This is a genomic window from Mycobacterium sp. Soil_C_30, from assembly GCF_057656995.1.
This window is the reverse complement of record NZ_JBDGJH010000010.1, coordinates 21308-41747: the sequence shown is the minus strand read 5'-3', so window position 1 is coordinate 41747 and position 20440 is coordinate 21308. Positions and strand designations below refer to the sequence as shown.

Here is a 20440-nt window from a genome sequence, read left to right as displayed (position 1 = left end):
CACCTCCGTCAGCGGCCGGGCACGGGCACCCGTACTGCCAGTGTGACCGTTCCGAACCGTGAACGGAAGTGGCGTTCTAAGATATGGAAATGATGTTTCCGCGTGGCGGGGTCGTCGCCGCCTCGAGTGCTGCGCTGCTGACGGTGTGCGGCCTGACCGTGGCACCAGCCACCGCCGAACCACCACTGCATCACGTCCGCTACACCGTGACGGCCAACGAACCGTTCTTCGCCGATATCTACTACCGGGATCGCGAACCCGCGGTGTTCGCCGACTACAGCCACGACCCGTACGTGTACAGCCCCAGGGCGCGGGTGGACATCGGCCCGAACCAACCCTGGGTCCACGATGCCATGCTGGCCGACCCGAGCATGTGGGCGATGGTGGTGGTGCAGAGCGGCGAGACGTTCGGTTTCCCCACACCAGGTTTCAACTGCACCCTCGAGGTCGACGGTGTGGTGGTCAAGACCGACAGCGGCCCCAAAGGCGCGCTGTGCTCGATCCGCAACTGGTAGGGCCTCAGGCGTCGCCGCGGCGCCACAGGCTGGCGCCGTTGAGTGGCACGCAGCTCAGGAACATGCCGTCGGGCGCCTGGGCGACATCGTTGAGATAGCCGTCGCACGGGCTGTTCTCGTCTTTGATGCCGTGCATCGGCGGGGAGCGGAACCACCGCGGTTCGTACCGGCGTGGCGACCCGCAGAACACCAACCGGCCCCATGAGGTGGTGCCGTACACGAAGTACGTCGTGTTGGCGCAGTACGAACCGAGCACCACGTTCGGAGTGATCCCAGGGGTGCAGAACGCGTCATTGCAGGTTTGCGGCGCGGCGGCCGCCACCGGCCCCGGCAGCATCCCGGTCATCATTCCGGCCACCATCAGGGGGGCAGCAGCCATCGAAGTCATACGCTGGGACACACGCACCGCTCTACCTTCGCACACCGGGAAACGAAACTCTCTGTTTCCGAGAAGATTACTGCACCCTCCGCCGCAGGACGCACCCTGTACGCTGCATGAGAAGCGGAAACGCCCTTCTCCCCAATCGGAGGTGGCGGCGGTTTCCGGGAGAATGCAGCCACCCGAGGAGGTCGCCATGACGACGGACTCCCCCGACGACCGCGATGCGCTCACCCTGGCCGAGGAAGCCGAGGCGGAGGCGGAGGCCGCGCTGGCCGAAGCGCGGGCCAAAGCGGCCCGAGCGCGCGCCGACCACCTGCGCCGCCAGGTGCACGCGCAAACCGAGTCCACGCCCGCCCCCGAAGCCGAACCGGCGCACATCGACGAGGCAAACCCCACCGGCCGGCGGTCCGCGCGCCGGCTCGTCGCCGTCGGCGCGGCCGTCGTCGTGTTGTTCGCCCTCCTGGGACTCAGCGGCTTCATGGCCTGGAAAGGGCATGGCGCAGAACAGCTTCGACAGAGTGAAGCCGAAGCGGCCGCCGTCGCACGCCAGGGCGTCGTCAACATCATGTCCCTGGACTTCACCAATGCCCAGGGCGATGTGCAGCGGGTACTCGACAGCGCCACCGGCAAGTTCAGGGACGACTTCCAGTCCGAGTCCGAGTTCCTGATCAAAGCCCTGGAGGAGTCCAAGGTCGTCACCGAGGTCACCGTCAACGGGGTGGCCGTCGAGTCGGTCAGCGATGACGCCGCCGTGGTGCTGGTGGCGGCGCAGTCGAAGGCCAGCAACGCCACCGACCCCCGCCAGGATCCGCAGCAGTTCCGGGTGGCGGTCACGTTGGCCAGAGACAGTGGTGCGCTCAAGATGTCCCAGGTGGACTTCCTGTAGTTCGCCGATGCACCGTGGCGCGTGCCGGTGAAATGCTATTCTCCCGATTCGAGAACGTTGATTTCGCTGGTAGAGGAGCATGCCCATGTCAGCCACGACGCGGACGACGGCGATCGCGGCGGCCACAGTCATGGCGGGGGTGCTGAGTATCGGCGCGGCCGCCCCGGCCGGCGCGAAAGAGTGGGGTATCAACGGGACCTTCGCCACCTCGTCCAACGGCGACTGGGCCAAGGTCAACGAGCGTTATCAGGACGAGCCCGTGGTGCGGAGCACCTGGACCATCACCACCGTCTGCACCACACCCGTGGACTGCGCGGGCACCGTCAACAGTGACGCCGGCTGGAGCGCTCCCATCTACACCACCAACGGCGTCTGGTACATCAAACGTGTTGTGCCGAACTGGAAGTTCTGCGCCGACGGCGCCCCGGTCGAGGGCCTGCAGGTATACCGGATCTACCCCGTGGGCGAGACGGGTCTGGTGGACCCGAATTCTGACGAGTACACCGGCGAGGACCAGACCACCGGGCCCAGCGGCTCCTGCGGCCGCAACCAGTGGCCGGCGGTCCGCATGCCCTTCTACATGAAGAAGATCTAGCGATTTCGGCGCGCTGGTAACCGCGGAGCGGTTACCAGCGCGCCCAAATCCCTAGGTGGGCATCAGGTCCTGCCACGACCTGGCGGTTTTCCCGGTCAGATCCGTTTGCGCATAGAGCTTTCCGTCGGTTCCCAGGTACTCCCCCGTGCGCGGGTTGTACTGCTTGATGGCCAACGACGGGCCGTCCGATCCGGCATCGAACGCGGCCGGGGCGGCCATCGGCGCCGGACCCGGCAACGGACCCTGAGGTGCCGGTGCGGGCGGTGGCGCGGGGACCGCCGTCGGCGGCAGCGGCACATCGGCCGGGCTGGCCCCGGGCGGAATCGGAACCTCGGTGGCGCGGGGCAGCTCCGCCGGCGGCGCCGGCACGACGGCGGGATCCAGATGCGACCTCGGATCGTACGGCGGTGGTGGCACCGGAGGCGTGTTGTACAGCGGTTGTCCCGGCAGCAGCGGGCCCGGCCCGGTGCCGGCGAAGTTCGGCGGCGGCGCGGGCAGCGGTGGCGGCATCGGAGGCCGGACATCGACTCCCGGCGGCAAGGGGGACCCCTGCAGCGGCCCGTAGATATTGGCGTCCGGATTCACCCGGTCATCCGGCGGAATGCCCTGTGCGATCAGGTTCGGGTCGATCGGGTACGGGCCCAGCGCATGCTGGCGTTGCGCCAACGGCTTGAATCCCTCGGGGCTGTTGCACAATTCGACCGTCGGCGCCCGCTTGCCCGGGTGGCCCATACACGGATAGTTGCGCGCCCCGCGCACCGCGATCGGCGAATCCTGGGGCAGCTTGCAATAGATGTCGTCCGGGGTGTCGATGATGCTGGTGTCCGACGGTGACCGCCACGCCGACGGCGGCAGGAAGCCGACCGTGCAGGCGGCCGGGTCGCCGAGGCCCAGTGAGAACTCACCGTTGGGCATACCCGTCGGGTTGTTGATCGGCGCGTAGGTCTGCACCTGGGCCACATACGGCGGCAGCAGTACCAGCAGCTGCTCGATCGACGGGTTGTAGGTCACCGCGATCTGTCCGATGGTGGTCAGGTTCGCCAGGAACACCGGCAATGTCGGCTTCACCTGGTCGAGCAGTTTGGAGGTCTCCTGCGCGAAAGCCGGTCCGTTGGCCAGGATGTCGCGGAACTGCTGGTCGTTGTCGGACACCTGACCGGTGATCCCTGCCAGGCTGGCCGCCCACGTCCTGGTGGAGTCGACGGTCTGAGCCTGGGCATCCAGGAACGGCCCGGAATCGTCGATCAACGCCCGCATCTGGTCGGAGACATTGTTGGCGTCGGTGGTGATGGTGGACGCCGAATCCAGCAGCGAGCCGAAGTCGTAACCGGCGCCGTTGAACGCGTTGTAGGTCTCGTCGAGCAGATCGCTGAGCCGGCCTTCGGGGATGCTGTCGACCAGTTGGCTCACCTGGTCCAGCATCGGCCCGACGGGCTGCGGAACCGCGGTGTCGGCCATCGCGACCACCGAACCGTTCTCCAGATAGGGGCCGGAATCGGTGCGCGGCAACAGATCCACGTACTGTTCGCCGACCGCTGAGATGCTACGCACCTCGGCGTGCAGGTCGGCCGGGATCCGCGGCGAGGTGTCCAGCGACAGCGTGGCCTCGGCGCCCTTGTCCGTCAGCGTCACGGCCGTCACCTTGCCGATCTGGACGCCGCGGTAGGTCACGTTGCTGAAGCGGTACAACCCACCCGAGGCCGGCAGCTCGACCTTCACGGTGATCCGGCCGATCCCCAACAGCGTCGGCGCCTGGATGTAGGCGAACACCATGACGGCGACACCGACGATCGAGGCGATGGTGAACAGGATCAACTGAGTTCTGACAAAGCGTGTGAGCATCAGCCACCCCCGGGGGTCGGCGGGACGGGAGCAGGCGGCGGTGTGCCGTAGGGACCGGCGAAGATGGGTGCGGACCCACCGGCATCGGCCACCGGCGCCGGTACCGGAGCGCCCGGCATGGTCATCGCCGGCGGCGGTGTCACGGGCAGGATCGGGCCCACGTTGGCCGGAATCGGCGGCGGCGGTGCCGCCGGCGGAGCGGCGGTGTCCGGCGGGAACGCATCCGGTGGCGGCGGGGTGACACCGGTCTTGAGCGGGTCATAGGTGTAGTTGAGGTAGTACGGGTCCCCCGGCGCCGGAACCAGCTGCGCGCCTTCCTTTTCCCAACGGGTCCCCAGAAACAGTGACCGCTTGAGCCGCGGAATGGTGAAGTCCACCGAGGCGAACAGGTTGTAGTAGTCACCGCGGATACCGCGATCCATGAAGCTCTGCGTGTACGGGAAGGTGGGCGCGTATCCCAGCACCGGCGCGAGGTCGGGGCCGAGGTCGGACAACGCCTTGATCACCGGCTCGAGATTCTTCAGGTTCGCCACCAGGTCGTCCTGGGACTCGTTGGCCAGCCGCGTGGCGGTGTCGCTGAACGTCCCGAGCTTCTGCAGTGCGGTGGTCAGCCGGGGCCGTTCGGCGATGAGTACGTCGATGGCCGGCGGAATGCGTTCCAGCGCCTGGGTGATCGTGTCACGCTGCCCGGCGAAGGTCGCCGACAACCGGTTGAGTGACTCGATGGACGCGACGATGTTGTCACGCTGGGCGTCCAACGTGCCCACGAAAGTGTCCAGGCGCGTGATGAGGTCGCGCACGTCGGTCTCCCGGCCGGCCAGCGCCGCACTGAAGTTGTGGATGACGTCGCCGATCTGGCCCAGCCCGCCGCCGTTGACCACCGCCGCCAGCGACGAGAGCGTCTGTTCGGTGGTCGGATAGGTCGAGGTCGCGTTCAACGCGATGGTCGCGCCCGGTTGCAGTTTCCCCTCGGGTTGCTCCCCGATCGGCGGGTTCAGCGCCAGGTGCATCGACCCCAGAAGGCTGGTCTGCCCGACGCTGGCCACGACGTTGGCCGGGACCACGACGTCGGGCTGCACCGAGAACTCGACATCGGCATGCCAGTTCTCGACGGTCATCTTCCGCACGCTGCCGACGATGACATCGTTGATCATCACCGGCGAATTGGGCTCCAGCTGAGCCACATTGGCGATCTGAACGTGGTAGACGCTGGCTTCGGCGCCGCGTCCGACAGCGCCGGGCAACGGCAACGAGTTGACGCCCTGGAAAGCGCAACCACTGGTGAACACCGCGGCACACGCACCGGCGGTAACCATTCGTTTCCAGCGCCTCGTCATGGTGTACCTCCTGCGGGCATCTCGGCGGCCAACGGAGGTCCCGGCGGCGGGCCGGCGGGCGCCAGCAGGTTGTAGACGCTGGGCGGCACGTTCGGCGGCGGACCGGCCGGGGCACCCGGCAGCAGTTGCTGTGCACCGGGCGGTAACTCGCCGGGCGCGCGACCGGTGTAGGGAGCCGGACCGGGTGCCACTCCTTGGTAGGCCGAGATCGGTGGCGGTGGCTCCGCCGGGGGCGCCGGTGGCGGTCCGTCGGTGGGCGCCAGGTCGGGTTCGGAGTAGATGATGTTCTCCGGGCTGGCCGACGGCATCAGGTACGGCTGGATGGGCAGCGGCAGGTAGTTGAAATTCAGCAGCCGCAACGCCGGGCCCAGGTAGTCGGCACACAGCTTCGCCGTCTCCGGGGCGGTGGTGTTCTCGACGGCTCCGATTGCCCCGCAGATGAACTCGACCGGATTGGTGAAGTTGTTGAGGACGAACTGACCGACCGCGCTGCCGGCATCCGGGTTGTAGATGTTGTAACCGTTGGCGAACGCGTTGGGTGCGACGTGCAGGACGTTCTCCAGATCCATCTTGTGGTCGACGAGATTCTGCACGACGTTGTTGAGGCGCTCGATCTGCTCCGAAGTCTGGTTGCGGCTACCCGCGACGAATCGCTGCACCTCGACGATGGACACCGACAGATTGTTCAGCGCCGCATCCAGATCGGAGCGGCTGCCGTCGACCACGCTGGTCAGGGTGGCCAACCGGTTCTGGAACGCCACGACCTGCTGATTGCTGTCACGCAGGGCAGTGACGAATGTCTGCAGGTTCTTGATGATGTCGACGATGTTGCCGCTGCCGTCGGCGAGGATGCGCGCCACCCCGGACAGCTGCGAGATGGTCTGGCGCAGTTTGTCGCCGTTGCCGTCCATCGCGCTGGCGGCGCTGTCGATGAACCGCGACACCGACGTGCCGTCCACCCCGTTCTGCGGACCCAGCTCGGTCGACAGCCTCATCAACTGCTCTTTGACCTCATCCCATTCGATGGGAATGGCGGTGCGGTCGAGTGGGATCACCGAGTCGTCGGACATGGTGGGACCGCTGTCCCGGTAGGCCGGAGCCAGCTGCACGTAGCGGGCCGCCACCAGGTTCTGCGCCACGATGACCGCTTTGGCGTCCGCGGGGATCGGAACATCGGGGTCGACCCTGAGCGTCACCCGGATCTGTTCCCCTTCCGGGGCAATGGATTCGATGGTTCCGACCTTCACGCCGGAGACACGTACCTCATCCCCCGGGTAGATGCCGGTGGCGGAGGTGAACAGGGCGCTGATGGTCTTCGGGGCGAAGAACAGCTGCCGGGCCACGAACGCTCCGCCCACCACCAGGGCGGCCGCGACCGCGACCGCCAGCCAGAGGGCCACTCGTCTGCTCATCAGCGTGAACCTCCCGGGATGCCGTTGTAGGGCAGCGGCAGCTCAGCGCGCGGACCCGCATTGTCGGGTGGCTGACCGGCGTTGACACCACGCCGGAAGCCGAGCGCGTAGTCGAAGAACGGCTGCAGCAACTGCGCCGGCTGCAGGTTGGGCACGTAGGCGTTGTAGTACGGCCCGTTGGCCAGCGTCTCGCCTTGTGTCACTTGGAATTTCGCGACACCCGGCAGGATCTTGCCGATGTTGTCGCGGTTGCGCTCCAGCATTGCCGTCACCGAGTTCAACCGCTCCAGGGTGGGTGCCAGTTCGGCCTCGTTGTCCGCCACCAGGCCGGTCAGCTGATCGGCGACCGCGGCGGTGTTCGCGAGCAGGTCGACGATGGCCTGCCGCCGGTCGTTGAGCACCCCCAGCAGGTCATTGGCGTTCAGGATCAAGGTGTTGAGTTGATCGCTGCGCTGGGACAGGACGTCGGTGACGTCGGCCGCGCTCTTGAGCAGACTGGCCAGATTCTCGTTGCGGCTGTTGATCGACTGCGACAACCGGCTCAACCCGTCGAACGTCGGACCCAGCTGCGGGGCCAGCTGGTCGATGGTGGCCGACAGCGTGTCCAGCGACTGGTTCAACGACACCGTGTCGGTGCCGGCCGTGTTGGAGGTGAGCTCGCTGACCGCGTCAGTCAGTGAATACGGCGAGGACGTACGCGACGTCGGGATCACGCCGTCCAGGGAGCCGCTGCCGTCGGATTCCAGCGTGAGCACCCGCTCGCCGAGCAGGGAGCCGGTGCGGATGTGGGCGGTGGTCAGGGACCCCAGGGGGTACTTGCCCTGCACGGTGAACGACACCAGAGCATCACCGTTGCTCAGCGAGATGTCAGACACCGAGCCCACTTTGATACCCGAGACGGTGACGTCGTTGCCGACGGTGATGCCACCGGCTTCGGTGAACAGCGCCTGATGGCGGATCGAGGTCGCCCATTGCAGCAACCGCTCGGGTTGCAGACCGACAGCGATGACCAGGACCATCAGCACCACGCCGATGAAACCGGCTTTGACGAGGTTGGATTCGCGGTATTTCAACATTACGGCTCCGCGCACCTCCCGCTTTCTTGTTTGATCCACGGGAACACCGCGGTCCGGCCTTGCAGATCGGTGACTCGGAAGGACAGGCCGCAGATGTAGTACATGATCCAGCTGCCGTAGGCCCCCAGCCGCCGCAGTTTGCGGTAGTTGTCGGGGCCCTTCTGCAGCGCGGCGTCCAGATTGGCCTTGCCGTCGTCGAGCAGCGGAGCCAGCACGTTGAGCCGGTCGACGGTGGCGTTCAGCGGTGGCCGCGCCGCGGTGAGAAGGCTTGCGATGGACGAGGTTCCGTTGTCCAGCGAGGTGATGGCCGCACCGATCGGGTCGCGGTCCTCGGAGAGTCCGGCGATCAGCTGTTCCAGTTTGTCGACCGTGCCGGAGAACTTGTCGCCGTCCTGGGACAAGGTCTTGACCACGGTGTTGAGGTTGTCGATCAGCTGCTCGACCACCTGGTTGTTGTCGGCCAATGTGGTGGAGAACGAGGAGGTCTTGCTCAACAGCGAGTCCAGCGTGCCCCCCTGGCCCTGCAGGATCTGGATCAGTGACGCCGTCAGCGCGTTCACGTCCTGGGGGTTGAGGCCTCGGATGACCGGCCGCAACCCGCCCAGCAGCAGGTCGAGGTCCAGCGCCGACTGGGTGCGGTCCTCCGGGATCTGCGAACCCGACGGCATGACGCGGGTGGAACCGGGACCGTCGATCAGCTCGAGATACCGGTCCCCCACCAGATTCAGGTAGCGGACCGCGGCCTTGGTGCCGGTGGTGAGCACGATGCTGCGGTCTGCGTCGAATTCGACCAGGACCTTCCGGTCGTCACGCAGCGACACCGATTCGACCGTTCCCACCCGGACTCCGGCGACTCGCACCGAGTCGCCCGACTCCAGCCGGGACGCGTCGTCGAAGACCGCTGAGTAACCCGAGGACGAACCGCCGCGGTACTCGCCGAATGTGGCGAACAGAAACCCGGTGAGCAGCAACATGACTGCCGCGAACACACCGAACTTGACGATGGTGCGAGTCGAGCCCGTCATCCCGGTTGTCCGATCTGTGCGGTGTTGCGGGGCGGGCCGTCCAACGGACCGAACAACAACTGCTTGAGGCCGTCGGAGTTCAGCAGGATGCCCTGGTTGCCGTACTGCCACGGGTTGGCTCCGGTATCGGTCACCAGGTAGGGCGCCCGCTGGCCGAACGGCACACGCGGCAGCTGCATGCACTGCGGACCACCCGAGGCCGCCACCTTGGGCAGGCTCGACGGGTAGCGGTAGCGCTCGATACCGAGGGTGAAGGCGACGTTGACGGCCACACCCGGATCCGGCGCCGGTGGCTGCCGGGACAGCACCGCCATGCCGGCGAGTGCACAGTTGAGCGCCGGAGCGTATTCGGAGAGGGTGACGGTGGTGGGCACCAGCAGACGCAGCAGCTCCGACAGGGCGGGTTGATTGGTGCCCACCACGTCGTTGCCCATGTCGGCCAGGCCGATCATGCTGACCAGGAAGGCATCCAGATTCTGCTGCTCGTCGACGATGCTGTCACTGATGCGGGTGGCGTTGTCGACGGTGCGCACCAAGTCGGGTCCGGCGTCGGCGTAGGCGGTGGCCACCGGGGCGGTCAGTTCGATATCGCGGCTCAGGTTCGGCAAACTGGGCTCCAGCTTCTCCAGCAGGGCCTCGAACTCGGTGAGCGAGTTGCCGAATCGCTCGCCGCGGCCGGCGAACGCCTCCGACATCGCACCCAGGGTCTCGTTGAGCTTCACCGGGTCGATCCTGTTGAGCACCCGGGTGAGCTGTTGGAACACCGTGTTGATCTCGACGGTGACGTGCTGGCCCTCGAACACCTGGCCGGCGTGCATCGTCTGTGGCGAGGGGTCATCCGGCGGGACCAGGTTGACGAACTTGGCACCGAACACCGTCGAGGACGCGACGTCCACCTGCACGTTGGCCGGGATGAGGTGCAGCTGACCGGGATCCATGTCGAGGTGCAGGGCGGCCATACCGTCGGGTTGGTAGGCGATCGAGCGGACGGTCCCGACCTGCACGCCGCGCATCTTGACCTTGGCGTCGGCGTTCATCACCAGACCGGCCCGTGGCGAGAGCACGGTCACCGGAACCGATTTGGTGAAGCTGCCGTTGAACAGGCCGATCGCCACCACGACGACGGCGAGGATCACCAGCACGGTCACCAGTCCGGCGATGGGTCGCGCCTTGCTCGACGACCCGAAGCTGCCACCCGATCGTGCAGCCACCGGGCTCGCGGCCGTGGTGGTCTCCGAGCGGTGCATGGGGCCCGGGCCGAGATTGTGTGCCATGTTGTCGCCCCCTAACCCGACAGGTTGAAGTTGCCGTTGGAGCCGTACACCGACAGCGAGACCAGCAGCGTCACCGAGACCACCACGATCAGCGAGGTACGCACCGCGTTGCCGACGGCCACTCCCACCCCCGACGGCCCGCCCGAGGCGAAGTAACCGAAATAGGTGTGGATCAACAGGATCGACACCGCCATCAACGTCGCCTGCAGGAAAGACCACAGCAGATCGACCGGGTTGAGGAATGTCGTGAAGTAGTGGTCGTACAGGCCGCCGGACTGGCCGAGCAGCACCGTGGTGGTGAACTGCGAGGCCAGAAACGACAGGATCACCGCGATCGAGTACAGCGGCGTGATGGCCACCATGCCGGCCACGATGCGTGTCGAGACCAGGTACTCGACGGGCCGGATCCCCATCGACTCCAGGGCATCGATCTCCTCGTTGATCCGCATGGCACCCAGTTGCGCGGTGACACCCGCACCGAATGTCGCCGCCAGGCCGATGCCGGCGACGATGGGTGCCGAGATTCGCACGTTGATGAACGCCGCCAGGAATCCCGTCAGCGCCTCGATCCCGATGTTGCCCAGTGAGCTGTACCCCTGGATGGCCAACACCCCGCCTGTGGCCAGGGTCAGGAACCCGACGATCACCACGGTGCCACCGATCATGGCGAGGGTGCCTGCGCCCATCGAGATCTCGGCGATCAGCCGGATGACCTCCTTGCGGAAATGGACCGTCGCGTGGGGGATCCCCGCCAGTGCGCGCCCGTAGAACAGGGTGTGGTCACCGATCCGGGACAGCAGGGAAACCGGCCGGCCGAGGTGGTTCACCACCCGCGGGAACCGCGACCGCAATACCGCTGAGGTGCCCATGATTACCGCCTCTCAGCCGTTCGTCATCTGGATGCCGATGGCCGTCACCACGACGTTGATCACGAACAACGCCATGAACGCGTAGACCACTGTCTCGTTGACGGCGTTACCCACCGCTTTGGCTCCGCCGCCGGTGATGGTCAGTCCGCGATAGCAGGCGACCAGTCCGGCGATCAGCCCGAACAGCGCTGCCTTGACACAGGAGATGATCACCTCGGGAACACCCGTGAGCAAGGTGATCCCGGCCGCGAACGCACCCGGGTTCACGTCCTGGACGAACACCGAGAAGATGTAGCCGCCGAGGATGCCGACGATCACCACCAGGCTGTTGAGCAGCAGCGCCACCAGCCCGGAGGCGAGCATCCGCGGGGTCACCAACCGCTGCACCGGGTTGATGCCCAGCACCTCCATGGCGTCGATCTCCTCGCGGATGGTCCGCGACCCCAGGTCGGCGCACATCGCCGTCGCCCCGGCGCCGGCCACGATCAGCACCGTCACCAGCGGGCCGACCTGGGTGACCGCACCGAAAGCCGCACCCGCCCCGGACAAGTCGGCCGCACCGAGCTCGCGCAGCAGGATGTTCAACGTGAAGCTCACCAGCACGGTGAACGGGATGGCCACCAGCAGCGTCGGCGCCAGCGACACCTTGGCCACGAACCACGACTGCTCCAGGAACTCCCGCCACTGGAACGGCCGCCGGAACACGAACCTCACCGCGTCGGACGACATCGAGAACAACCCGCCGACGGCCTGCATCGGACCGGACAGGTTCTGGATCCGCCCGATCCCCGGCGACCACCGCTCGGCTCCCTTACTCGCCATCGCCGGGCCCCTCCAGAATCGTCACCGCTGAGACAGCGGTCGGACCGCCGATGTTGTGCGCCAGAGCGATTCGCGCTCCGTCCACTTGATTGACCGCCTCACCGCGCAGCTGCGCAAAAAGCTCCACACACTGGGCCACGCCGGTGGCACCCGGCGGATGCCCCTTGGCCTTGAGTCCCCCGCTGGGGTTGACCGGCAATGCACCGCCGACGGTGGTGACCTCGGTTTCGAGCAGCTTGTAGGCCTCGAAACGGTTGGCGAAGCCCAGATCCTCGTAACTGATCATCTCCACGCCGGTGAAGAAGTCGTGCACCTCGGCGACATCGATGTCCGACGGCGTGAGCCCCGCCATGGTGAAGGCCTGTTTGGCCGCCCGCACGGTGGACGGAAAGGTGGTCATGTCCCGCTTGTGTTGATGCATCACCGAGTCCAGGCCCAGCCCGACTCCCCGCACCCAGACGGGGCGGTCGGTGAAGCGGTCCACCACGTCCTCGGCGGCCAGAATCACCGCGGCCGCGCCGTCGCTCTGCGGAGCGCAGTCGTAGACGCCGAACGGGGTGACCACCGTGGGCGCCGCCAGCGCCTCCTCGATGGTGATCTCGAAACGCAACCGCGCCTTCGGATTCGTCACTCCGTGGCGGTGGTTCTTCACCGCGACCATCGCCATGTGCTCACGCGTGGCCGGTGACTCGTGGAGATAGCGGTTGAGGTGAAGCGCGAATCCGGCCGGCGCCACCAGCCCCAGCGGGTAGTCCCACGCCATGTCCCGGGTCATGGCCTCCCACTCCCAGAGCATGGTTTTCGACGTGGTGTCGCGGAGCTTGTCCGCGCCCATCACCAGCGCCACGTCATACGCACCCGACGCGATCCCGAACACTGCGTTGCGCACCGCGTCATTGCCGGTGGCGCAGGAGTTCTCGACCCGCGTGACCGGCAGGTCGGGCAGGCCCAGACTGTCGGCGAGGATGCCGGAAGGGAATCCGTCGGTGGTACCCATCGAGCCGAACCACGCCGCTTGCAGATCGGCCTTCTGCACACCCTTGTCGACGCTCGCGGCGCAGTCGGCGAACGCCATCGGCAGCAAATCTTTGATGCCCAACGCAAAGTGTTCACCGAACGGCGTCATGCCGGCACCGACGATGGCTGCCCGTCTCACGCTGCCTCCGATTCCACTTGGAAGGCATAACCGTAATCCGGAACTCCCGATCGCACTGCCACTCTGCGCAAAACAAGTCGGCCACGGTCACCGATGTTCACCGAATCAGGTGCGGCTCCGGTGGACTTCACGAGTGCACGCACGTCGACCCCATCGAGTTCGACGATCACCAAGTCATACGGAGTGCGCAGCCCGGGAACCGGAATATGAACGGAGACAGTGGTATACACCGTTCCGGTACGGGGCAGCGCCACCAGCTCGTAATCCCGGGCCAGCGCACCGTCCTGCGCCACACGGTACCGTGGCGGGAAGTCCAGATGCTCACTTTCAGCAAATTTGCCGGCTTCCCACCGCGTCTTGGCCTCGAAGGCGCGCTCATAGGCCGCCAGCGAGATCGGGATGTCGGCGTCGTCGGCGTAGCAGGTCTCCGGTTGCGGGCGGGCGGAGGGTTCCTGCCGGAACGTGGGCGCCACGCCGCCCACGACGGTGATACCGGACAAGCTGGCCTGTTCGACGGCCACCAACGGCCCCGTCGTCCCTGCCTCGGAGAGATGTGCCAGCGCGAAGAAGCCAGCGCTGGCACCGTGGGTGGGCAGCAGTGGCGGAACCCCTTGGCACAGGTCGACGGCCTGCTTGTGCTCCACCCCGGCGACCGCCACCGGAGTGTCCAGCCAGGCCGCCTCCAACGACGCGACCAGGCCACGTTCGTGGAGCAGGCGCCGATCACCGTAATCATGAACCGCGCCACTGGCGTTGCGTGTGCGTACCGGAAGGCTGCGCGCCACCCGGGCCGCGGTGCGGACCTTCAATCCACGGTCGGCGGTGATGACCGCCGCCGCCCCTGCCGGGTCGAGGTCGACCCCGATGATCATGGTCCGCGGCCGGGCCGAGCTCAACGCGTCCAGTGCCGCCGGTGCCCCGCCGAGCCGTTCGGCGACCTCGAGTTCGGGGTCGAGCCCCAGACCCGCCAACAACACCGCGGCATTGCTGCTGTCGGTGAGGGGCAGATCGCGGGTCACCAGGACGACGTTCTCGACCGCGGCGCCGCCGCGCAGCGCGGCACGTCCGGCTTCCACCGCGAGAGTGATCGCGTCCTCATCGTCACCGGCAATGCGACGTGCATCACACCCCCAGCAGGGCAGATAGGTGCCTATCGCGGCGATGAATGGCATGGGCTGGTCTCTGGTCCGTTGTCGTGTTCTAGGTGACGGCGCCGGCAGTCTTGAGCTCGATGATGCGGTCCCAGTCCAGGCCCAGCTCCTCGAGCACCTCGTCGGTCTGTTCGGCGAACCCCGGGGCGGGTCCGGTGCTGGGTGCGCTCACATCGAACTGGACCGGGTTGGCCACCAACTCGAGTTCTCCTGCCTGGACCAGATATTGGTTGGCCCGGATCTGGGCGTCTTCGGCTGCCTGCAGGGTGTCCTGCACCGGCGCCCACGGCCCGGCCAGGGTGGCGAAGCGCTCGCTCCATTCCGGCAGGGTGCGGCTGCCGATCACCTCGCGCAGGATTGCGACGGCATCTGCGGTGTGTTCGGCGATGGACTGCGCGGTGGCAAAGCGAGGGTCGTCGATCAGATCCTCGCGGTCGATGTGCGTGCACACGTCGGCCCAGAACTTGGTCGGCTGCATCATCACCAGTGAGATGTAGCGGTCGTCCTTCGTGGCATACACCCCCACCAGCGGATTGATCGGGGAACCGTGCACCCCGGGCGGTTGCGCGACCAGCCGCTCGTGCAGGTGCGAGGTCAAGGCGATGGTGTGGCCCATGGCCCACAGCCCGCTGCCCAGCAGTGAGACGTCGACGGTGGACGGTTCGCCGGTGCGTTCGCGCTTGAGCAGCGCTGCGGCGATGCCGCCGGCAAGGTTGGTGCCGGAGATGGTGTCACCGTAGGCCGGCCCGGGCGGGCCGATCATGCCTTCGAGCCCCGGCGGGGTGATGGTGGCGGCGGTACCGGCGCGGCACCAGAAGGCCGTCATGTCGTATCCGCCCTTCTCCGCCTCGATGCCGCGCGGGCCGAGCGCGCTGCCCCTGGCGTAGATGATGTCGGGGTTCACCGCACGGATGTCGTCGACGTCGATGCCGAACTTCTTGCGGTGCCCCGGAAGGAAACTCGTCAGGAACACATCCGAACGACGGGCGAGTTCTAGCAGGATCTCCCGGCCCTCGGGAATCGAGATGTCCAGGCCGACACTGCGCTTGCCACGGTTGGCGTGCTCGATGTTGGGGTTCGGGTCGCCCTCCACCTTCAGGGGCCCGGTCTGGCGCAGCCCGCGCTGCGGGTCGCCGGTGACGGCGTGCTCGATCTTGATGACATCGGCACCCCATTCGGCCAGCACCGCACCCGCCGACGGGACGAACCCGTACATCGCGACTTCGAGGACGCGGATCCCGTCCAAAGGCCCACTCATTGCTCGCTCCTCCTCGGGGCTCGCGGTAGGCCCACTCATGAAGCAACCACCGTGGCGAACGTCTTGCGTTCCTGGAACTCTTCGAGTCCGGCCTCGCCCATCTCGCGGCCGATACCGGACTGCTTGTATCCGCCGAACGGCGCGTCGGGGCTGAAGTAGTTGCCGCCGTTGATGGAGAAGGTGCCCGTGCGGATGCGCCGCGCCATGGCCAGCGCCCGCTCCTCGCTGCCGAAGATCGCCCCCGACAAGCCGTAGATGGAGTTGTTGGCGATACGCACTGCGTCGTCGTCCCCGTCGTAGGCGATCACCACGAGCACCGGCCCGAAGACTTCCTCCTGCGCGATCTCGGCGTCCGGGTCGACGTCGGTGAGCAGCGTGGGCGTATAGAAGTAGCCGGGATCTTTCTTCTCCCCACCGGTGACCAAGGTGGCGCCCGCCTCGACCGCGCGGCGCACCATCGCGTCGACCTTGTCGCGCTGCTTCTCACTGATGAGCGGCCCCATGTAGGTCTTGGGATCGTTCGGATCGCCGTACCGCACGAACGAGAAGTTCGTCTTGATCAGTTCGACGATCTCGTCGTGATGGGCCTTCGGCACCAGCAGCCGGGAGGTCAGCGCACAGCCCTGGCCGGCGTGGGTGACCATGCTGAACGCCGAGAACACCGCGGCGGTGTTGAAGTCGGCGTCGTCGAGCACGATCGCCGCCGACTTGCCGCCGAGTTCGAGGAAGACCCGCTTGAGCGTGTCGCTGGCGGCGGCCATGATTCGCCGGCCCGTCGGCGTCGAACCGGTGAACGTCACCATGTCGACGTCCGGGCTGGTGGTCAGCACGGCCCCCACTTCGGGGTCGGCTCCGGAGAGGACATTGACGACGCCGGCCGGGATGTCGGTGTGGTGGGCGATCAACTCCCCCAGAGCCAGTGTGACCAGGGGTGTGTCGGGCGCGGCTTTGAGAACGAGGGTGCAGCCGGCCGCGAGTGCGGGTGCGAGCTTGGCCAGCGCCAACTGATTCGGGTAGTTGTAGGCGATGATCGCCGCGACGACGCCGGCGGCTTCCTTCTCCACCCACCGGTGATGCTGCATGCCGCGGCTCTCGATGTTGCCGAGGTCCTCGGTCATCGGATAGGTCTTCAGCAGATCGGCGTAGTACTTGACGATGGCCACCGGTTGATCCAGCTGCGCCCCGGCGAGCAGTGCCGGGGTGGCACCCACCTCGTCGGTGGTCAATTGGCCGAGCTCGTCGCGGTGATCCACCAAAGCCTGATGAAGTTGCTCGAGGCAGCGGATCCGCAGTTCCACGTTCGTCGACCAGTCCGTGGTGTCGAAAGCCCGCCGTGCCGCGGCGACGGCCGCCTCCGCGTCTGCGACGCCGGCATCGGGCGCGTAGCCCAGTACGTCGCCGGTGGCGGGATTCCGGCTCGGAAACGTCCGCCCGGTGTCCACCAGCTCCCCGTTGATCAGCAGCCGGCGATCCGCCGGACGCCTCGTCGTGTCGGTAGCCGTGTCACTGCCCGCGACTGTCTCCGCCGATCCCATTCACCCTCCTCGTCGAGTTGAAAACTCGATTCTCATAATGCGCGAATCTTACATTCGCCACACGAGAACTCAAGAAACTAAGCAGGCCGAACACGGCCCTGTCAAAGCCGCAGATCGATAGGGTGCGGAGTATTCGCGCATTTCAAGACTGGTCGTTCACAAACCTTGCGGGACCTACGGCGGCGAGAGTACGGTTCTCATAATCGAAAGGGATGTTCTTGATGCCGGAGACCGTCGCCCCCCGAAGCCGGCCTCGTATACGAGGTCGCCATCACGGCTGCGTGGCCACATACTCCGGCCCCCTCCCGCACGGCCTCTCCGACGATCACCAGCTCGCTGACAACGAAAGGGACATCCATGGGCCGTGTTGAGGGCAAGGTCGCATTCATCACCGGCGCCGCGCGCGGGCAGGGGCGAAGCCACGCCATCCGCCTCGCCGAAGAAGGTGCCGACATCATCGCCGTCGACATCTGCGCCGACATCGACACCGTGGGCTACCCTCTGGCCACCCCCGAAGACCTGGAAGAGACGGCACAGTTCGTCGAGAAGGCCGGCCGCAAGGCCGTCATCGCCCAGGCCGACGTCCGCGACGCGGCCGCGCTCAAGACCGCGTTGGACAACGGTGTGGCCGAGCTGGGCCACCTGGACATCGTGGTGGCCCAGGCCGGAATCGCCGCCATGAAGGGCACTCCCGCGATGCAGGCGTGGACCGACGGCATCAACACCAACTTCGTCGGCACCATCAACGCCATCCAGGTGGCGCTGCCGCACTTGAAGGAGGGCGCCTCGATCATCGCCACCGCATCGGCGGCCGCGCTGATGGACGCGTCGAAGAAGGACCGCCCCGGCGCCGACCCCGGCGGGATGGGTTACATGACCTCCAAGCGCCTCATCTCGCAGTACGTGCACGATCTGGCGACGGAACTGGCCGTGCGGGGTATGCGCGCCAACGTGATCCACCCGACCAACTGCAACACCGACATGCTGCAGAGCGAACCGATGTACCGGTCGTTCCGCCCCGACCTCGATCACCCGACCCGCGCTGACGCCGAGTTGGCCTTCGGCGTGCAGCAGGCCATGCCCGTTCCGTACATCGAACCCGAGGACATCAGCAACGCGGTGCTGTGGCTGGCCTCGGATGAGTCCCGCTTCGTCACCGGCATGCAACTGCGCGTCGACGCCGGCGGCTACCTCAAGTGGTACGACTACCACGTCTAGCACTGGTGCACAACATCTTTCGGTGTGGAAGGAAGTGACGATGAAGGTCTGGGTTGACGGCGCGAAGTGCCAGGGGCACACCCTGTGCTCGATGATCGCCCCCGACTCCTTCGAGCTCGACGACGTCGACGGGCATGCCAGCGCCGTCAACGAGATCGTTCCCGACGACCAGCAGGACGCCGTCCGCGAGGCCGCTCAATCGTGCCCGGAACAAGCCATCATCCTGGAATAGAGGACCCAGACGTTGACCACCGATCACATCTCGGCCGACACCACCGACGACGATCGCAAGAAGAACACCTACCACTTCGATCGGCACACTCCGGAGTATCGCGTCCAGTTCGACAAGATCACCGAAGAGATGCACACCAAGTGCCCGATGGCGTGGACCGATGTCTACGACGGACACTGGGTGGCCGCCGACAGCAAGCATGTCTTCGAGTTGGCCCGCTGCCCGGTGGTGTCCAATCACCACGACATCTCCGGGGAGACCCCGTACAAGGGCATCACCATTCCGAAAGCCAGCCGCGCCACCGTGGTTCGCGGCGGGATCCTCGAGATGGACGAACCGGAGCACAGCCAGTACCGCGGCGCGCTCAACCCGTATCTGTCGCCCGCGGCGATCAAACGGTGGGAACCATTCGTCGACGAGATCACCCGCGCCGCACTGGACGAACACATCGAGTCCGGGCACATCGATTTCGTCGAACACCTGGCCAACGTGGTGCCCGCGGTGTTCACCCTCGCCATGATGGGCATCGAGCTCAAGAAGTGGAACGTCTACAGCGAGCCCACCCACGCCTCGGTGTACACCCCGGAGCACTCTCCCGATCGCGAGAAGATCAACGAGCAGCACCGCGACATGGGGATCGACCTCATCAACAACATGATGGAGATCCGGGAGAACCCGCGTCCCGGCCTGGTCAACGCGTTGCTGCAGTTGAGGATCGACGGTGAGCCCGCACCCGACATGGAGATCCTGGGCAATCTGGGCCTGGTGATCGGGGGCGGCTTCGACACCACCACCGCGCTGACCGCGCACGCGCTGGAATGGCTGGGCGAGCACCCCGACGAACGCGAGCGGCTGTCGCGGGAGCGGGCCACGCTGCTGCATCCGGCCACCGAAGAGTTCCTGCGCTTCTTCACCCCCGCACCCGGTGACGGGCGGACATTCTCCGATGACGTCGAGGTCGAGGGACAGCGTTTCAAGAAGTTCGAGCGGTTGTGGCTGTCCTGGGCGATGGCCAACCGGGATCCGTCGGTGTTCGAGCGGCCCAACGAGATCGTGCTGGACCGGAAGGGCAACCGGCACTTCAGCTTCGGTATCGGTGTGCACCGCTGCGTCGGTTCCAACGTGGCGCGCACCGTGTTCAAGTCGATGCTCACCGCGGTGTTGGACCGGATGCCCGATTACGTGTGCGATCCCGAGGGCACCGTGCACTACGACACCATCGGCGTCATCCAGGGCATGCGTAATCTGCCTGCGACGTTCACCCCGGGTGAGAAGCTGGGACCGGGCCTCGACGAGACGATCGAGAAGCTGCAGCGCATCTGCAACGAGCAGGAGCTGGCCCGGCCCATCACCGAGCGCAAAGAAGCGGCCGTCATCGACTGAGTTCCCGCCCCGAGATTGCTGACAGGGCTGTGACTGCCGGCGTTGCGCAGCCCTACGCGCAATCTCGACGACGCAGGCTTCGGTGGTCGAATCCCCGGCGGGTGAACGCCTCGACCACCCGGTGAACGACATAGCGCGCACTGTGTTCCTTCACCACGCGTAAGTCATGCCAACCTTGACGCTCGATCATGTCGTAGCGCCCGATGTCGCTGACGTAGGTGGAGGGCCGCTGCGGCCCGGCCCGCGATGATGGCGCGCCGCCCCGACCACAGCCATGCGCCGTAGATGCGGTCTGTGAGTGTGACCACCTGCGCCTTGTGCACGTAGACACCGGGATAGAGCGCGCGGTAGTTCCATCTGAGCCGGCCTTGGGTCAGCACGCCGGCGCTCAGCGCTTCGGTTGCGAGAAAAGGAAGTGGCATGGACGGACAGTCGCCGAACGCCACGACACGATTGGTTCTCCGGCCCCGAG

20 protein-coding genes are annotated in these 20440 nt (G+C 66.4%); 6 read left to right on the top strand and 14 right to left on the bottom strand.

The features are described from left to right. Nucleotides 1-89 precede the first annotated feature (89 nt). On the top strand, nucleotides 90-515 hold the full coding sequence (locus AC3A6P_RS19385; RefSeq protein ID WP_487693319.1) for a hypothetical protein: 426 nt from the start codon (nucleotides 90-92) through the stop codon (nucleotides 513-515). Nucleotides 516-519: 4 nt separating this feature from the next. Here the strand turns inward: AC3A6P_RS19385 and AC3A6P_RS19380 are convergent, their stop codons facing one another. After that, nucleotides 520-903: a hypothetical protein gene (locus tag AC3A6P_RS19380; protein WP_487693496.1), complete on the bottom strand. Its 384-nt coding sequence runs from the start codon at nucleotides 901-903 to the stop codon at nucleotides 520-522. Between the two features lie 187 nt (nucleotides 904-1090). Between AC3A6P_RS19380 and AC3A6P_RS19375 the strand changes: the two genes are divergently transcribed. Next, nucleotides 1091-1783: a hypothetical protein gene (locus AC3A6P_RS19375; protein WP_487693318.1), complete on the top strand. Its 693-nt coding sequence runs from the start codon at nucleotides 1091-1093 to the stop codon at nucleotides 1781-1783. Between the two features lie 85 nt (nucleotides 1784-1868). After that, nucleotides 1869-2378 carry an Rv2253/PknI dimerization domain-containing protein gene (locus AC3A6P_RS19370; RefSeq protein WP_487693316.1) on the top strand — a complete coding sequence of 170 codons (510 nt, stop codon included), beginning with the start codon at nucleotides 1869-1871 and terminating at the stop codon, nucleotides 2376-2378. A gap of 51 nt (nucleotides 2379-2429) precedes the next feature. On the opposite strand, the gene AC3A6P_RS19365 is transcribed toward AC3A6P_RS19370, so the two are convergent. Genes AC3A6P_RS19365 through AC3A6P_RS19310 form a run of 12 tightly spaced genes read right to left on the bottom strand, consistent with a single transcriptional unit; the run spans nucleotide 2430 to nucleotide 17135 of the window. Beyond that, nucleotides 2430-4220, bottom strand: a complete 1791-nt coding sequence (locus AC3A6P_RS19365; RefSeq protein ID WP_487693314.1) for an MCE family protein — start codon at nucleotides 4218-4220, stop codon at nucleotides 2430-2432. After that, nucleotides 4220-5557: an MCE family protein gene (locus AC3A6P_RS19360; RefSeq protein WP_487693313.1), complete on the bottom strand. Its 1338-nt coding sequence runs from the start codon at nucleotides 5555-5557 to the stop codon at nucleotides 4220-4222. Before AC3A6P_RS19360 ends, AC3A6P_RS19365 begins: the two co-directional genes overlap by 1 nt. Then, nucleotides 5554-6969: an MCE family protein gene (locus AC3A6P_RS19355; protein ID WP_487693312.1), complete on the bottom strand. Its 1416-nt coding sequence runs from the start codon at nucleotides 6967-6969 to the stop codon at nucleotides 5554-5556. Before AC3A6P_RS19355 ends, AC3A6P_RS19360 begins: the two co-directional genes overlap by 4 nt. Then, complete coding sequence (locus AC3A6P_RS19350; protein ID WP_487693310.1) at nucleotides 6969-8045, bottom strand: MCE family protein; 1077 nt, start codon at nucleotides 8043-8045, stop codon at nucleotides 6969-6971. The genes AC3A6P_RS19355 and AC3A6P_RS19350 overlap by 1 nt, the downstream gene beginning before the upstream one ends. Then, nucleotides 8045-9070, bottom strand: a complete 1026-nt coding sequence (locus AC3A6P_RS19345; RefSeq protein WP_487693308.1) for an MCE family protein — start codon at nucleotides 9068-9070, stop codon at nucleotides 8045-8047. The genes AC3A6P_RS19350 and AC3A6P_RS19345 overlap by 1 nt, the downstream gene beginning before the upstream one ends. Beyond that, nucleotides 9067-10344, bottom strand: a complete 1278-nt coding sequence (locus AC3A6P_RS19340; protein ID WP_487693307.1) for an MCE family protein — start codon at nucleotides 10342-10344, stop codon at nucleotides 9067-9069. Before AC3A6P_RS19340 ends, AC3A6P_RS19345 begins: the two co-directional genes overlap by 4 nt. A gap of 11 nt (nucleotides 10345-10355) precedes the next feature. After that, nucleotides 10356-11213 carry an MlaE family ABC transporter permease gene (locus AC3A6P_RS19335; protein WP_487693306.1) on the bottom strand — a complete coding sequence of 286 codons (858 nt, stop codon included), beginning with the start codon at nucleotides 11211-11213 and terminating at the stop codon, nucleotides 10356-10358. A gap of 12 nt (nucleotides 11214-11225) precedes the next feature. Beyond that, nucleotides 11226-12035 (bottom strand): MlaE family ABC transporter permease, encoded by an 810-nt coding sequence (locus AC3A6P_RS19330; RefSeq protein ID WP_487693305.1) that lies wholly within the window; start codon nucleotides 12033-12035, stop codon nucleotides 11226-11228. Continuing rightward, on the bottom strand, nucleotides 12025-13191 hold the full coding sequence (locus tag AC3A6P_RS19325; RefSeq protein WP_487693304.1) for a thiolase C-terminal domain-containing protein: 1167 nt from the start codon (nucleotides 13189-13191) through the stop codon (nucleotides 12025-12027). Before AC3A6P_RS19325 ends, AC3A6P_RS19330 begins: the two co-directional genes overlap by 11 nt. Then, the gene (locus AC3A6P_RS19320; RefSeq protein ID WP_487693303.1) at nucleotides 13188-14363 is read right to left on the bottom strand and encodes a Zn-ribbon domain-containing OB-fold protein; all 1176 of its coding nucleotides are present in this window, start codon (nucleotides 14361-14363) and stop codon (nucleotides 13188-13190) included. Before AC3A6P_RS19320 ends, AC3A6P_RS19325 begins: the two co-directional genes overlap by 4 nt. 28 nt (nucleotides 14364-14391) lie before the next feature. Beyond that, on the bottom strand, nucleotides 14392-15600 hold the full coding sequence (locus AC3A6P_RS19315; protein WP_487693302.1) for a CaiB/BaiF CoA transferase family protein: 1209 nt from the start codon (nucleotides 15598-15600) through the stop codon (nucleotides 14392-14394). A gap of 35 nt (nucleotides 15601-15635) precedes the next feature. Continuing rightward, nucleotides 15636-17135: an aldehyde dehydrogenase family protein gene (locus AC3A6P_RS19310; protein ID WP_487693301.1), complete on the bottom strand. Its 1500-nt coding sequence runs from the start codon at nucleotides 17133-17135 to the stop codon at nucleotides 15636-15638. Nucleotides 17136-17492: 357 nt separating this feature from the next. On the opposite strand from AC3A6P_RS19310, the gene AC3A6P_RS19305 reads away from it, so the two are divergent. The 3 genes from AC3A6P_RS19305 to AC3A6P_RS19295 are packed head-to-tail and all read left to right on the top strand — an operon-like array spanning nucleotide 17493 to nucleotide 19968. Continuing rightward, on the top strand, nucleotides 17493-18353 hold the full coding sequence (locus tag AC3A6P_RS19305) for a mycofactocin-coupled SDR family oxidoreductase (protein ID WP_487693300.1): 861 nt from the start codon (nucleotides 17493-17495) through the stop codon (nucleotides 18351-18353). Between the two features lie 40 nt (nucleotides 18354-18393). Further along, the gene (locus AC3A6P_RS19300) at nucleotides 18394-18585 is read left to right on the top strand and encodes a ferredoxin (RefSeq protein ID WP_487693298.1); all 192 of its coding nucleotides are present in this window, start codon (nucleotides 18394-18396) and stop codon (nucleotides 18583-18585) included. A gap of 12 nt (nucleotides 18586-18597) precedes the next feature. Next, entirely contained in the window at nucleotides 18598-19968 is a 1371-nt protein-coding gene (locus tag AC3A6P_RS19295; RefSeq protein WP_487693296.1) for a cytochrome P450, read from the top strand. A gap of 164 nt (nucleotides 19969-20132) precedes the next feature. Here the strand turns inward: AC3A6P_RS19295 and AC3A6P_RS19290 are convergent, their stop codons facing one another. After that, entirely contained in the window at nucleotides 20133-20390 is a 258-nt protein-coding gene (locus AC3A6P_RS19290; protein ID WP_487693295.1) for a hypothetical protein, read from the bottom strand. Nucleotides 20391-20440 lie beyond the last annotated feature (50 nt).